13 protein-coding genes are annotated in these 14,654 nt (G+C 70.0%); 5 read left to right on the plus strand and 8 right to left on the minus strand.

Going from position 1 to position 14,654, the window contains the following annotated elements; translation table 11 throughout:
- The first annotated feature begins 6 nt into the window (after window positions 1-6).
- Window positions 7-693: a 2,3-diphosphoglycerate-dependent phosphoglycerate mutase gene (gene gpmA / locus FHY02_RS15570; protein WP_183923817.1), complete on the plus strand. Its 687-nt coding sequence runs from the start codon at window positions 7-9 to the stop codon at window positions 691-693.
- Between the two features lie 141 nt (window positions 694-834).
- Entirely contained in the window at window positions 835-1,125 is a 291-nt protein-coding gene (locus tag FHY02_RS15575; protein ID WP_183923819.1) for a hypothetical protein, read from the plus strand.
- 69 nt (window positions 1,126-1,194) lie between these two features.
- Here FHY02_RS15575 and FHY02_RS15580 read toward each other — a convergent pair whose 3' ends face one another.
- Window positions 1,195-1,896, minus strand: coding sequence for a PEPxxWA-CTERM sorting domain-containing protein (locus FHY02_RS15580; protein ID WP_183923821.1), 702 nt, complete (start codon window positions 1,894-1,896; stop codon window positions 1,195-1,197).
- Between the two features lie 198 nt (window positions 1,897-2,094).
- Here FHY02_RS15580 and FHY02_RS15585 point away from each other — a divergent pair, with 198 nt between their 5' ends.
- On the plus strand, window positions 2,095-2,919 hold the full coding sequence (locus FHY02_RS15585) for a DUF5694 domain-containing protein (RefSeq protein WP_183923823.1): 825 nt from the start codon (window positions 2,095-2,097) through the stop codon (window positions 2,917-2,919).
- 12 nt (window positions 2,920-2,931) lie between these two features.
- Here the strand turns inward: FHY02_RS15585 and FHY02_RS15590 are convergent, their stop codons facing one another.
- The 5 genes from FHY02_RS15590 to FHY02_RS15610 form a co-directional block, all read right to left on the minus strand.
- Window positions 2,932-4,239, minus strand: a complete 1,308-nt coding sequence (locus FHY02_RS15590; protein WP_183924345.1) for a HAMP domain-containing sensor histidine kinase — start codon at window positions 4,237-4,239, stop codon at window positions 2,932-2,934.
- A 76-nt stretch (window positions 4,240-4,315) separates the two neighbouring features.
- Window positions 4,316-4,981, minus strand: a complete 666-nt coding sequence (locus FHY02_RS15595) for a response regulator transcription factor (protein ID WP_183923825.1) — start codon at window positions 4,979-4,981, stop codon at window positions 4,316-4,318.
- A 15-nt stretch (window positions 4,982-4,996) separates the two neighbouring features.
- Complete coding sequence (locus tag FHY02_RS15600) at window positions 4,997-5,296, minus strand: hypothetical protein (protein WP_260172939.1); 300 nt, start codon at window positions 5,294-5,296, stop codon at window positions 4,997-4,999.
- Window positions 5,297-5,400: 104 nt separating this feature from the next.
- Window positions 5,401-5,790: a response regulator gene (locus FHY02_RS15605; protein ID WP_183923829.1), complete on the minus strand. Its 390-nt coding sequence runs from the start codon at window positions 5,788-5,790 to the stop codon at window positions 5,401-5,403.
- Window positions 5,787-7,337, minus strand: coding sequence for a sensor histidine kinase (locus tag FHY02_RS15610; protein ID WP_183923838.1), 1,551 nt, complete (start codon window positions 7,335-7,337; stop codon window positions 5,787-5,789). The genes FHY02_RS15605 and FHY02_RS15610 overlap by 4 nt, the downstream gene beginning before the upstream one ends.
- 539 nt (window positions 7,338-7,876) lie before the next feature.
- Between FHY02_RS15610 and FHY02_RS15615 the strand changes: the two genes are divergently transcribed.
- A complete protein-coding gene (locus FHY02_RS15615) occupies window positions 7,877-9,823 on the plus strand; it encodes a ribonucleoside-diphosphate reductase subunit alpha (protein ID WP_183924347.1) in 1,947 nt (648 codons plus the stop codon).
- A gap of 85 nt (window positions 9,824-9,908) precedes the next feature.
- Here FHY02_RS15615 and FHY02_RS15620 read toward each other — a convergent pair whose 3' ends face one another.
- Entirely contained in the window at window positions 9,909-10,682 is a 774-nt protein-coding gene (locus tag FHY02_RS15620) for an IclR family transcriptional regulator (protein ID WP_311731857.1), read from the minus strand.
- Between the two features lie 356 nt (window positions 10,683-11,038).
- Between FHY02_RS15620 and FHY02_RS15625 the strand changes: the two genes are divergently transcribed.
- Window positions 11,039-12,562: an alpha-L-fucosidase gene (locus tag FHY02_RS15625; protein ID WP_183923843.1), complete on the plus strand. Its 1,524-nt coding sequence runs from the start codon at window positions 11,039-11,041 to the stop codon at window positions 12,560-12,562.
- 97 nt (window positions 12,563-12,659) lie between these two features.
- On the opposite strand, the gene pcaF is transcribed toward FHY02_RS15625, so the two are convergent.
- Window positions 12,660-13,862, minus strand: coding sequence for a 3-oxoadipyl-CoA thiolase (gene pcaF / locus FHY02_RS15630; protein WP_183923845.1), 1,203 nt, complete (start codon window positions 13,860-13,862; stop codon window positions 12,660-12,662).
- Between the last annotated feature and the right edge of the window lie 792 nt (window positions 13,863-14,654).

Below are 14,654 nucleotides of genomic sequence, written 5' to 3' on the forward strand. Positions count from 1 at the left end.
ATCCGCATGCCCACGCTCGTCCTGATCCGCCACGGCCAGTCGGCCTGGAACCTCGAGAACCGCTTCACCGGCTGGTGGGACGTCGACGTCACCGAGCAGGGCGCCGCGGAGGCGCGCGCCGCGGGCGAGCTGATGGCGGCCAAGGGGCTCGACTTCGACCAGACCTTCACCTCGCTGCAGACGCGCGCGATCAAGACGCTCGACCTCGCGCTGGAAGCGATGGGGCGGCTGTGGCTGCCGGTGGAGAAAGACTGGCGGCTGAACGAGCGCCATTACGGCGGGCTGACCGGGCTCAACAAGGCCGAGACCGCGGCCAAGCACGGCGACGAGCAGGTCCATGTCTGGCGCCGCAGCTTCGACGTGCCGCCGCCGCCGATGGAGCCGGGCAGCGCCTTCGACCTCTCCGCCGACCGCCGCTACGCCGGGATCGACGTGCCCGCGACCGAGAGCCTGAAGGACACGATCGCTCGCGTGTTGCCCTACTGGGAGCAGCGCATCGCGCCCGCGCTGCGGGACGGCCAGCGCGTGCTGATCTCGGCGCACGGCAACTCGCTGCGCGCGCTGGTCAAGCACCTGTCGAACATCCCCGACGACGAGATCACCGGGCTGGAGATCCCGACCGGCCAGCCGATCGTCTACGAGCTGGATGATCAGCTGGCGGCGACCGACCGTTACTATCTGAGCGAGCGCTGAGGAGCTCAGCACCGGCGAGATAATCGACGCCGATCGGCATGGCACGCGCGCCGCCCGCTACAATGAGGGCGGCGGGCGGACCGTCATCCGGCCGCGCCGGCAGCTGCCCGCCCATCCCTTTGGGTCGCGAGCAGAGGTGCCATGTCCCGCCTGACATCCAAGCCCCTGATGCTCCGGCTGCTGCTGCTGATCGGCGCGACGCTGGTCCTCGCCGCGCTCGCCTACGGGCTGCGCATCCATATCGTCGGCGATCCGCCCGCGCGCGACCTCACGATCGTCGACGGCACCGCCACCGCCGGCGCGCCGAGACCGGCGCCGGGCCCGACCCCGGTCAACGTCGCCGGTGCGCCCAGCGCGGACGGTGCCGCGGCGACGCCTGGCGGCGCGGCGCCACGCGCAGGCAAGGCCTTGGCCGTTCCGCAACCGCGTTGATCGACCTGCCCTGAGCGGCATGGTCGCCGCGGACGGCGTGTCGCCGAGACGTCGCGCCGCCGTCTCGAGTCAGGGCAGCGCGAGCACCTCCTTGCCGCGGCGGCGGCGCAGTGCGATACCGGCGAGCGCGAAGCCGAGGATCATCGTTAACCAGGTGGCCGGTTCGGGCACCGCGGTGCGCGCGACGATGCCGCCGGCATAATCGAGCACGCTGACCCCGTCGGTGGTGCCGGCGCCGTAGCTGACGCCCTGGCCGGTGTCGCCGTTGCTCCAGAAGTTCACCGCCTTGCCGCTGCTGGTGGTGAAGACCAGCCCGTAGATGTCGAGGAAGCCGCCGCCGAACGGGTAATCGGTCGCGGTCGGCGGCGACCCGGCCGGGTAGAAGAGATTGTCGTAGGAGAAGCCGGGCGCGACCCCGCCCGGACCGGGCACGCCGTTCTTCACGACATAATGGCCGAAGCTGGCGGGCGCGAGCAGGTTGTCCGGGGTCGGCTTGCCCGGGTTGCTGGGTACGACACCGGTGATCGTGGTGGTCAGGTCGATGTTGCTGTTGCTGAGCGTACCGCTCGCGCCCGTGATGACATAGGAGCCGACCGGGTCGTAGCGATTGGGCGAGGTGCCGATCGGGCCGGTGTTCGGATTGGCCTCATAGGTGAGCGAGACGGTGCCGCTGAGCCCGCCCCCACTGAAGTCGAACACATAGCTGGCCGCGCTCGCGGGTGCGCTCATCGTCACGGCCGCCGCGGCGGCGATCACTGCCCATAGCCTCATCACTTTTCCCCTCCGAGACTCGCGCCGTCGGGTCGCCGCGGCGCCGGCGCGAATGCTAGGCGAGAAGATGGTTAATGGATTGTACGTTCGCGCCGGGGAGACCGCCACCGGCGTGGGTCAGCGCCGCCGGGCGTGCGGTTGCGCGTGCCGGCGCGCGGCCCGATGATCGCGGTGCGACAACGAGGGAGGTAGGGCAGGATGCGACGGTGGATGATCGCGGCGGCGGGGGTGCTGGTCGCGCCGGGCGCGCGCGCGCAGACGCCCGAGCTCATGGTCGTCGGCCTGCCGCATCTCGCCAATCCCGGGCGCGACATCGCCAACACGAAGGTGGAGGACGTGCTCACGCCAGCGCGCCAGCGCGAGATCGTCGCGCTGGTCGAGCGGCTCGCCGCCTTCCGGCCGACTCACGTGGCGGTGGAGTGGGCGGCGAGCGACCAGGCTGGGCTCGACCGGCGCTACGCTGCCTACCGCGCGGGGCACTACACGCTGACGACCAACGAGGTCGACCAGATCGGGCTGCGTCTCGCCGCCCGACTCGGCCTGCGGCGCGTCGACGCGGTTGACTGGCTCAAGGAGAATCCGGGCAGCGACGCGGACTACGATTTTGTCGGCTGGATGAAAGGGCATGGCCGCGCCGCCGAGTGGGCGGCCTATCAGGCGGCAGCGCAGCGCGAGGCGGACGCCGACGGCGCGTTCGAGCGGTGCCACGTCTTCGCCGACTGGGTGCGGCACTATAATGACCAGGCCACACTGGCCGCGTTCGCCCGCCCTTATTACCAGATCGCCACCTTCGGCGACGACGAACGCAATCCAGGCGCCGCCTGGGTGGGCGGCTGGTACGCGCGCAACCTGCGCATCTACGCCAACCTGCTGCGGGTCGGCGGCGCGGCGGGCGATCGCACCGTGGCGATCTTCGGCGCCGGGCACGGCCCCTTGCTCCGGGACGACGCGCGCCTGTCGGGCCGGTTTCGACTGGTCGAGCTGAGCGACTATCTGCCGGCGCCCAGCCCGGCGACCTGCTGAGGCGACTGCTGCTCAGCTCGCCATGGGCAGCCGCAGCCGCACCAGCAGCCCGCCGAGGTCCTCGCTCTCCTCCAGCGCCACCGTGCCGTCGTAAATCTCGGCGACGTCGCGCACGATCGCGAGGCCCAGGCCGGTGCCGGGCTTGCCGGTGTCGAGCCGCACGCCGCGGTCGAAGATGCGGACCCGGTCGGCCTCGGGGATGCCGAGCCCGTCGTCCTCCACCACCACCTCGACGAAGCCGGCCTGCGCGCCGACCGTGACGAAGACGCTGCCGCCGCCGTATTTGGCCGCATTCTCGACGAGGTTGCCCATGATCTCGTCGAGATCCTGGCGCTCGATATGCGCCACCAGGTCGCGCGGCCCGGTCATGTCGATGCGGACGTGCGGGTAGAGCCGCTGCACCGCGCGCTCGACCGACTCGACACTAGGCCACACCGCGGCGCGGCTGTGCGCCGAGCCGCGCCGTCCCACCGCGCGCGCGCGCGCGAGGTGATGGTCGACCTGACGCCGCATCGTCCGCGCTTCGCGGATCACCGTCGCGGCGAGGTCGTCCGACTGCGCGGTGGCCGCGTTCATGATCACGGTGAGCGGCGTCTTGAGCGCGTGCGCCAGGTTGCCGGCGTGACGCCGCGCCTCCTCCGCCTGGGTCTCGTTGTGCGCCACCAAGGCGTTGAGCTCCTCCACCATCGGCAGCAGCTCGAGCGGCATCTTCCCGCTGATCCGGCTGGAGCGGCCGGCGCGCATCTTGGCGATCTCGATGCGCAGCCGGCGCAGCGGCAGCAGACCGTAGAAGGTCTGCAACGCCGCCAGGATCACCAGCCCGACGCCGAGCAGCACGAAGCTGCGCACCAAGGTACGCCGCAGCACCGCGATCTGGGCGTCGAGCGCCTCGCGGCTCGACGCCACCTGGAAGCGCCAGCGCACCTTGGAGCCGGGCAAGGTGACGTCGCGCTCGACGATGCGCAGCTTCTCGTCCTTGAACTGAGCGCTGTCGTAGCTGTGGACGGCGCGATCGTCGTGCGGCTTGCCATAGGCGAGCTGGCGGTCCCACAGCGAGCGCGACACGAACGCCTCGTGGCCCGGCGCCGAGACCTGCCAGTAGAGCCCCGAATAAGGCTCGACGAAGCGCTGGTCGGCGGGCTCGCGGTTGAAGGTCACCTCGCCGGTCGAGTCCATCTCGGCCGAGACCAGCAGCGAGCGCAGCACATATTCCAGCTGGTCGTCGGCGTTGCCCGTCACCGCGCCGACCAGCACGCGGTCGAGCGCAAAGCCGCCGCCGACCAGCAGCGCCGAGATCCACAGCGCCGCGATCAGGATCATGCGCCGCGTGATCGAGCCGCGCGCGCGCGGTTCCTCGGCCGGCGCGTCGACGGCGGGGTCGGCCGCGGTCACGCGATCACGCGTCCGGATCGTCCAGGCTGTAGCCGAGGCCACGGATCGTGGTGATCACGTCCTGCCCCAGCTTCTTGCGGATGCGCGTGACGAACACCTCGATCGTGTTCGAGTCGCGGTCGAAGTCCTGGTCGTAGATGTGCTCGATCAGCTCGGTGCGGCTGACCACCTTGCCCTTGTGATGGAGCAGGTAGCTCAGCAGCTTGTATTCCTGCGCGGTGAGCTTCACCGGCTCGCCGTTGCGCGTCACCTTGCCCGAGCGCGTGTCGAGCCGCACGTCGCCCGCGGTCAGCTCGGACGAGGCATTGCCCGAGGCGCGGCGGATCAGCGCGCGCAGCCGGGCGATCAGCTCCTCGGTCTGGAACGGCTTGGCGACATAATCGTCGGCGCCGGCATCCAGCCCCGCGACCTTGTCGGACCAGCTGTCGCGCGCGGTGAGCACCAGCACCGGCGTGACGCGCCCTTCCTTGCGCCAGCGGTCGAGCACGGTCAGCCCGTCGATCTCGGGCAAACCGAGGTCGAGCACGATCGCGTCGTAATTCTCGGTCGAGCCGAGGAAATGCCCCTCCTCGCCGTCGGTGGCGAGATCGATGGCATAGCCCGCGCCCTCCAGCGTGGACTTGAGCTGCTGGCCGAGGTTCGGCTCGTCCTCGACGATGAGCACGCGCATTACTCTTCTTCCCCCTCAGTTGCCGGTACGGCCGATGATCTGCCCCGAACGGCCGTCGACGTCGACCCAGATGACGTTGCCGTCGCGCAGGAACTTGAGCGTGTAGATGCCGCTGGGCATCTCCAGGTCGACCCCGATATATTGCGCGCCCTTCATCGTCGGCAGCACGCGCCGCTCGATCTCGGGCAGCGGCAGGATCTTGCCCGCGCGCCGCGCCTGCAGCGCCACCGCTCCCTCGCGCACCTGGTCGGGCGCGGCCGCGGCCGGCGCGGCGAGCCCGAATGGCAGCAGGAGCGGGAGCAGGCGGCGGTGCATTCTCACTCGTGCTCGCATAGGGAGAGGGGCTTGAACAGCCTGTGAATGGAGGCGACGCGGCGCAGCAACCCGTTGCCGCCGCTGGATGTTCCGCGCGACCAGGATCAGCGGCGGAGCAGCTGCTCCAGCCGGCCGGTCAATTGCACGAGCGTCACGGGCTTCTGAAGCCGCGCCACGTCGCGATAGGCCGGAGGGATCGTGGCGGTGTCATAGCCGCTGAGGAAGATCACCGGCACGCCGCGCGCGAGCAGCGCGTCGGCGAGCGGGAAGCTGAGCTCGCCGCGCAGGTTGATGTCGAGCAGCGCTGCGTCGGGCAGTTCCTCGTGGGCAGCATGCGCCAGCGCCGGCGCGAGGCTGGCGAACAGCGTGACGCTCGCGCCCGCGTCGAGCAGCGCGCGCTCCAGCCGCACCGCGACGTAGAATTCGTCCTCGCACACCAGCAGGCGCCGCCCCGCGAACGCGCCGACCTCCCCCTCCCCCGCGCCGCCGCTCATGCCGCGCCGCCGAGCGGGACGTGGAGCCGGCACGTCACCGTGCCCGCCGCGATGCGATAATCGCTCGACGCGCCGAGCTGGAACGGCAGCGCGCGCTCGATCAGCTCGCGCCCGAAGCCGCGCCGCGAGTCGGCGGCCGGGGCGGGCCAGTCGCCGGTCTCCTCCCAGGCGAGATCGAGCATCGGCTCGCCGCCGGTAACGTTCACCTGCCAGCGGATCGCGATCCGCCCCGCGCCGCGCGCGATCACACCGTGCTTGCGCGAGTTGGTGGCGAGCTCGTGGACCACCAGCGCCAGCGTCTGCACCATCGTGCTCGGCAGCAGCACGTCGGGTCCGTCGAGCGTGATCAGCGACTCGCGGTCGACGATCCCCAGCGCATCGCGCTCTGTCTCCAGCAGGTGGCGCAGCGTCAGCTTCTCGCTCCCCGACAGCAGCCGCTGCGCGCGCGCGAGCGCCTGCAAGCGGTCGTGGAAGCCTGCCTCGAACGCCTCGGGCGAGGCCGCCGCGGCCATCGTCTGCAACGCGATCCCCTCCACCACCGCGAGCAGGTTGCGCGTGCGATGCTGCAACTCGGCGACCAGCACCGCCTGACGCGCCTCGAGCGCGCGCAGGTCCTCGACGTCGGTGAAGGTGCCCACCCAGGTCGGCTCGCCGAGCTCGAACGCGGTCGGCAGCGCGCGGCCCTGGTACCAACGATAGGTCCCGTCATGCTGGTGCCAGATCCGGCACTCCACCTCGAAGATCCCGCGCACCTCGGCCGCGCCCCAGGCTTCCTCCACCGCGACCGCGTCCTCGGGGTGGACCGCGTCGAGCCAGCCGCGGCCGAGGCTCGAGTCGGGGTCGCGCCCGGTCACCTCGGTCCATTGCGGCCCCATCCAGCGCCACTGCGCGCCCGGTTCGGCGCACCAGACGAGCTGCGGGATGCCCTCGAGCACCAGCCGCAGCTGCCACTCGCTGCGCTCGCGCGCGGCCTGCTCGTCGCGGCGGCGGCGCAGCGCGTCGATGCGCAACATGCTCGCCGCGACCAGGCTGGCGTAGATGCGCAGGAAGGCGAACTCGGCCGAGAAGTCACGCGGCGCGCGCGTGCTGATGTGGAGCAGGCCCAGCATCGGCGTGCCCGGCCCGTCGCGCAGGGGAATCAGCGCCAGCCCGCGCTGGTCGAAGCTGCGCAGCAGCCCGCGCGTCTCCAGCCGCGGCTCGTCCAGCACGTCGGGCACGATCACGGGTTCGCCGTCGCGCAGCAGCCGGCTCTCCAGGGACCGCTCGTCACCCTGCGCGATATGGCTGCCGATCAGCGACGGCGCGATGCCCGCCCCGGCGCGCAGCTCGACCGAGCGGCGGTCCGCGTTCTGGCGGTAGAGCAGCACGATGTCGGCACCGACCGCGCGCCGGACATAGTCGCACGCTTCCTGCAGCAGCAGGTCGATGTCCTCCGACAGGATGGCGAGCTCGGCGAAGGCGGCGAGCATCTCGTGCTGGTGGAGCGCGGCGCCGGGCGCGCGCGAGGACGCGGGGAACGCGTCCAGCGGCGATCCGTCAGCAGGCATCGCATTCGTCTCCGCACGCCGCTCCCGCGACCCTGGGTCGCGGCGTGAATTCCATCGAACCTGCCGCATAGACGGCAGGACTTATTGGACAAATTTGCCGTGCGCAGGGCTCAGCCGGGCAGCGCGTTCGGCTATTCATCCCGTTTCGGGACAGAACGCGCGGTAGGAGAAATGGGCGCCTGCAGGACGGTCGCCCCAAAAAATTTTTGTTCGCCGATCGTTCTCTTGCAATTGCGGGAGGCGGCGAAAGTCCGCGCGTCGCCGCACCGCGACCGGGGCTGCGCGGTGCTTAGGTCCGCTCTCGGGCGCTTTTACCGGCTTGCCCGCCATCGCGATCTGCCACAATCTGTAGAGGTCAGGTCGGCGTATCGACCCCAATGGTAGTAGAACAGGACATGGCTCCCCATATCGGTGGGGCGCGCCCGGACGGTCGCGGACGATGCGGTGGTCTCTTTTTGTTCTCAGCGGGTTCGGTGTCGTCTAGGATCGGGTTCTGCCTCGATTCGGTGAGTGAAGCCAGGAGCGGGAGCGGCATGGCGATGGATTTCAGGGAAACGGACGGTGCGGCGATGATCACCGAGACGATCGAGACGGCGAGCGCGAGCGCGGTGACCGAGGCGCAGCCCAGCGGCGACACGCCCGGCAGCGACACGATCGCCAAGCACGGCGCGCGGGCGCGGCCCTATCCGGTCGAGGTCGATCACGGGCGCGACGCGCTGCTGACCGATTTCGGCAAGGAGACGCTCAAGGACCGCTACCTGCTGCCCGGCGAGAGCTTCCAGGACCTGTTCGTCCGCGTCGCCTCGGCCTATGCCGACGACGCCGCGCACGCGCAGCGGCTGTACGACTACATCTCCAAGCTATGGTTCATGCCGGCCACCCCGGTCCTGTCCAACGGCGGCACCGGGCGCGGGCTGCCGATCAGCTGCTACCTCAACTCGGTGCCCGACAGCCTCGACGGCATCGTGCAGACCTGGAACGAGAACGTCTGGCTCGCCTCGCGCGGCGGCGGGATCGGCACCTATTGGGGCAACGTCCGCGGCATCGGCGAGCCGGTCGGGCTCAACGGCAAGACCAGCGGCATCATCCCGTTCGTGCGCGTGATGGACTCGCTGACGCTGGCGATCAGCCAGGGTTCGCTGCGGCGCGGCTCGGCCGCCTGCTACCTCGACATCTCGCACCCCGAGATCGAGGAGTTCCTCGAGATCCGCAAACCCTCGGGCGACTTCAACCGCAAGGCGCTCAACTTGCACCACGGCGTGCTGATCCCCGACGCCTTCATGGAGGCGGTGCGCGACGGCGCCGAGTGGCAGCTCAAGAGCCCCAAGGACGGGTCGGTGCGCAACACGGTGGACGCGCGCGCCTTGTTCCAGAAACTGGTCGAGACCCGGCTGGCCACCGGCGAGCCGTACATCGTCTTCGCGGACCATGTGAACTCGACCATGCCCAAGCATCACCGCGACCTCGGGCTCAAGGTCTCGACCTCGAACCTGTGCAGCGAGATCACGCTGCCGACCGGCCGTGATCATCTCGGCAACGACCGCACCGCAGTGTGCTGCCTCTCCTCGCTCAACCTCGAGACGTGGGACGAGTGGAAGGACGAGAAGGGCTTCGTCGAGGACGTGATGCGCTTCCTCGACAACGTGCTGCAGGATTACATCGATCGCCACGAGCCCGGGATGGAGCGCGCGGCCTATTCGGCGGGACGCGAGCGCTCGGTCGGGCTGGGCGTGATGGGCTTCCACTCCTTCCTCCAGCAGCGCGGGCTGCCGTTCGAGGGGGCGATGGCGAAGAGCTGGAACCTCAAGATGTTCCGCCAGATCAACGCGCAGGTGAACGAGGCCTCGATGGTGCTCGCGCATGAGCGCGGGCCGTGCCCCGACGCCGCCGACATGGGGGTGATGGAGCGCTTCTCGTGCAAGATGGCGATCGCGCCGACCGCGTCGATCTCGATCATCTGCGGCGGCACCAGCGCCTGCATCGAGCCGATCCCGGCCAATATCTACACCCACAAGACGCTGTCGGGCAGCTTCGCGGTGAAGAACCCGTATCTCGAGAAGCTGCTCACCGAGAAGAGCAAGAACTCGGACGCGGTGTGGAACTCGATTCTCGAGCATGGCGGCTCGGTGCAGCACCTCGACTTCCTCAGCCAGGAGGAGAAGGACTGCTACAAGACGTCGTTCGAGATCGACCAGCGCTGGCTGCTCGAGCTCGCCGGCGACCGCACGCCCTATATCGACCAGGCGCAGTCGCTCAACCTGTTCATCCCGGCGGACGTGGAGAAGTGGGACCTGCTGATGCTCCACTTCCGTGCGTGGGAGCTGGGGATCAAGTCGCTCTATTATCTCCGCTCCAAGTCGGTGCAGCGCGCCGGCTTCGCGGGGGCCGAGGGCCAGGGCGGGGTCGAGGCGGACAACACGCTCGACAAGCCGCAATTCTCGCTCGCCGAGAGCACCGACTATGACGAGTGCCTCGCCTGTCAGTGAGGTAACGGGCGGTCACGCATGACAGGGTCGTGCGTGACCGCCAGGATCATCCGCCTCACCCCGCCTCACCGCCAGGGCGGCGACGTCAGGCCGCCGAGGACAGGTCGTTGGTGATCTCGCCCGCCGCGGCGGCGAGCCGCTCGCGCGCGGCGTCGAGATCGACCGTCTGCGAGCCGTCGATCAGGCGAAGGAAGGGGATCGTCAGCGCCGCCGCGACGAGTCCGTCGAAGCCGAACACCGGATAGCTGATGTCGGTGACACCGAGCGTGATCGGGCTCTTGCGCTGGGCGAAACCGGCCTTGCGGATCAGCGCCAGCTGCCGCTCCAGCGCGTCACGATCCAGCGGCGCCGCGATCTCGGCCGCCTGCGTGATCGCGATCTCGCGATCCTCCGGTGTCGCGAACGACAACAGCACCTTGCCCGAACAGCTCGCGAGTAGGTCGACGCTGGCGCCGAGGCGAAGCGCGAAGCCGCGCGTGCCGGGATTGTGCTCGCGCGCGATGACGAGCCCGCTGGCCTCGTTGCGGACGACGAGGTGGCACGATTGCCCGGTCTCCACCGCCAGGCGCCGCACCACCGGGCGCGCGACATCGACCAGGTTGCGCGCCGGGGTCGAGCGATAGGCCAGGTCGAGCAGCTTGTAGGCGACCGAGTAGCGATCGTCCTTGCGCGACTTGCGGAGATAGCCGAGCTGCTCGACGACGACGACGATGCGGAAGAGCTCGCCGACCGATCGGCCGAGCAGCGTGGCCATCTCGCTCACGAGCAGGCCGCCGGGGTGGCGCTCGAGCAGCTCGAGGATCTCGAAGGTCTTCTGGACCGCCGGCGCCGCGTAGGTCGCCTTTCCTCCCGCCGTCACGCGCCACCTCCCCCAAAAGCGTGACACGGCCATAGGAGCCGCGGCGATCCTGTCAAATGTGGGCGCCCTTGTTCCTGCTGTCGTCCCGGTCTTGCGCCCGGATCCATATTGCCGGTTCCGTCACCCCGGACTTGTTCGGGGATCCACGCCTCCGCGGGAACAGCGCGCCGTTGGCTTGCGGCACGGTGGATCCCGGACCAAGTCCGGAATGACGAGGGGGATAACACAAAAGTCACGCTCAAGGCCGGTTCGACGAGCGCGAACAATCGTGACCCATGGCGTTCCCGCTTGCAAAATGAAAACGTGCTTGCAAGGATGAGAGCGATCAGGGGAGGGGGAGGGGGAGGGGGAGAGCGATGCCGGGCTGGAGCAAGCGCGAGTTCATGGCGGGCTCGCTGGGGGCCGCCGCCGCCGGCGCTGAGGCACCCGCGGTGCCGCTCGCGGTCGCGCCGGGCCGCTTTCGACCCACCGTGGAGTCGCTGCTCGGCTATCAGGCGCCCGACTGGTTCCGCGACGCCAAGTTCGGCATCTGGGCGCACTGGGGGCCGCAGGCGGTGCCGCGCCAGGGCGATTGGTACGCGCGTTTTATGTACTGCCCCGGCCACCCGCATTACGCGCACCACCTCAAGACTTACGGGCACCCGTCCGAGTTCGGCTACAAGGACATCATCCCGCTCTGGACCGCCGACAAGTTCGATCCCGAGGCGCTGATGACGCGCTATGCCGCGGCGGGCGCGCGCTACTTCGTCTCGATGGGGGTGCACCACGACAATTTCGACCTGTGGCGGTCCAAGCATCACCGCTGGAACGCCGCCGCGATGGGACCGAAGCGCGACATCGTCGGCGCCTGGCGCGACGCGGCGCGGCGCCGGGGCCTGCGCTTCGGCGTTTCCGAGCATCTCGGTGCGAGCTACAATTGGTGGTATCCCAGCCACCTATATGACCAGTTCTGGCCCAAGCTCGGGGTGCGCTACGACGGTGCCGACCCGCGCTACGCCGATCTGTATCACGACAACCGCGACGAACCGTTCCTCGGCCCGCCCGACACCTGGTACACCAGGAACCCGGCCTATCACGCGCACTGGTACAAGCGCATCCGCGACCTGGTCGACAGCTACCAGCCCGACCTGCTCTACTCCGACGGCGGGCTGCCGTTCGGCGAGGTCGGGCGCTCGCTGGTGGCGCACCTCTACAACAGCAGCATCGCGCGCAGCGGCCGGCTGGAGGCGGTCTACGCCTCGAAGAGCCTCGGCTCGGGCGAGTTCCACCGCGAATGGGGCGTGCAGGACGTCGAGCGCGGCGTGCTGAAGGGCATCGACCCGCTGCCGTGGCAGACCGACACGTCCAACGGCGACTGGTTCGAGAACGAGAACGATCGCTACAAGACGCCGGCGCAGGTCATCTCGATGCTGGCCGACATCGTCAGCAAGAACGGCAACCTGCTGCTCAACGTCGCGCTCCGCGCCGACGGCAGCCTGCCGCCGCCGTCGGTCGAGCTGCTGGACGCGCTCGCCGCCTGGATGCCGGTCAACGGCGCGGCGATCCACGGCACCCGGCCGTGGAAAGTCCACGGCGAAGGGCCGACCGAGGCGGCGGCGGGCGACTTCAAGGAGAGCGGCGACTATGTCGCGCAGGACATCCGCTTCACCACGCGCGACGGGCGGCTCTACGCGATCACGCTCGCACCGCCGCAGGGCGACGTCGCGGTCACGTCGCTCGCCTCGGGCAACCCGCACGAGCCGCGGCGGGTGCGGCGCGTGCGGCTGCTCGGCCACGACGGCACGATCGCCTTTCGTCAGACCGATCGCGCGTTGGTGATCGACTGCCCCGCGCGCCTGCCGAGCCGCCACGCCAGCGCCTTCGAGATCAGCTTCGCCTGATCACCCGGGGGTGAACCCTTCTCCGACGGACCGTGCCGGCGCGAACGACACGATCCGGCGAGCTGAAGCGTGCTCCGGCGACTGCGGAAGCGCGCGACTAGACGCGCTCCAGCATGAGGGCGATGCCCTGCCCCACGCCGATGCACATGAAGACCATGGCATAGCGGCTGCGCGTGCGGTGCAGCTCCTCCACCGCGCTCATCGCGATCCGCGCGCCCGACATGCCGAGCGGATGGCCCAGCGCGATCGCGCCGCCGTTGCGATTGACGCGCGGGTCGTCGCTCGCGATGCCGAGGTCGCGCAAGGTCGCGAGCGCCTGCGCGGCGAAGGCCTCGTTCAGCTCGATCACGTCGAGCTGGTCGAGACCGATGCCGGTGACACGGCACAGCTTGCGCGCCGCCTCGATCGGCCCGACCCCCATGATGCGCGGCGCGATCCCCGCCACCGCCATGCCGAGGACGCGCGCGCGCGGCGTCAGCCCGTGCCGCGCCGCTGCTTCCTCGCTCGCGACCAGCATCGCCGCCGCGCCGTCGTTGAGGCCGGAGGCATTGCCCGCGGTGACGGTGCCGTCGGCCCGCACCACCGGCTTCAGCTTGGCCAGCGCCTCCAGGCTGGTCGTGCGGGGATGCTCGTCGCGCTCGACCAGGATCGGCTCGCCGTCGCGCTGCGGCACGCTGACCGCGACGATCTCCGCCGCCATCCGCCCGCCGGCGATCGCCGCGGCGGCCTTCTGCTGGCTGGCGAGTGCGAAGGCGTCCTGCTCCGCGCGGGTGATGCGCCACTCGTCGGCGACGTTCTCCGCCGTCTCCGGCATCGAATCGACGCCGTACGCCTCGCGCATCTTCGGGTTGATGAAGCGCCAGCCCAAGGTCGTGTCCTCGAGCTGCTGCGCGCGGTCGAACGCCGCCTGCGCCTTCCCCAGCACGAAGGGCGCGCGGGTCATGCTCTCGACCCCGCCTGCGATCAGCAGCGCGGCGTCGCCGCCCCTTATCGCCTGCGCCGCGCTGCCCACCGCGTTGAGCCCCGATCCGCACAGCCGGTTGATCGTCGCCCCCGGCACCGAGTCGGGCAGTCCGGCGAGCAGCGTCGCCATGCGCGCGACGTTGCGATTGTCCTCTCCGGCCTGGTTGGCGCAGCCGAGCAGCACGTCGTCGACCGCGGCCCAGTCGACGCGCGGGTTGCGCTCGATCAGCGCGCGCAGCGGGACCGCGGCAAGGTCGTCGGTGCGGATCGTCGCGAGCGCGCCGCCCAGCCGGCCGATCGGGGTGCGGATCGCGTCACAGATAAAGGCGTGCGGCATCGGGCGTCCTGCTCCAGCGTAGCGATGGAACTCTGCGAGTCCGGAACATCAGTAGCGGCGGCGGGCAGCCCGGCGTAGAGGGCAAGTGACCTCGTCCGGTTTTCGTCGCCGCCGAGCCACGTGCGCCGTAGCGGCCGGGGCCGGCGCGAGATCGCCCCGCCCGCCCGGGATGAGCTGTTCATCCCCGGACGATCGCGCCGTCTAGCGGGATGCTTCCGGGGCGCGACGTCTGGACGCGGATCGCCACGGCAAGGCGAGGCGCTCACGCTCGCACTAGCCATGGCGGCACTCGCATCGGATCGGCCCCATATGTTGTGTTTTGACAGTGCGAGCTATGGCTTCCCAATTGAGAAAACGGTGGCGACGGCGGGGTCGATCGGGTATCTGGGAGGGACTTCGGAGACTCGGCGCGTGCGACCGCGAGGACGCTGAGAAGGCTGACACATCTCGTGCCCAAGGTGGTTGAACATGGCATCTGCCCCGAGCCAGCGGCGATCGCAGGCACAGTGCGTGAGAGGCGCTCCTATCGTCTCGTCGCCGGCGACCATGGCGCGTGGCGCGAGCGGCTCGCCGCGCGCGCGCTGATGCGGTTCGCCTCACCCCTCGGCGGAAGAGCGGAGGCGTCTTCCCGCAGGTTGCCCGCCCGGGTGAGCGTGACCGTTGGGCAGGAGAGCAGCGATGCCCCTCGGGGACGATCGATCACTGCCCCCTCCCGCCCACGCGCGACGATCGCCGCTCAGCACGGTCGCCACGGTGACGGCCGGCGGTGCGTGTCCCACGCGAAAGGGCGGC

The sequence above is a fragment of the Sphingomonas sp. BK069 genome (genome assembly GCF_014193405.1).
GTDB lineage: Bacteria > Pseudomonadota > Alphaproteobacteria > Sphingomonadales > Sphingomonadaceae > Sphingomonas.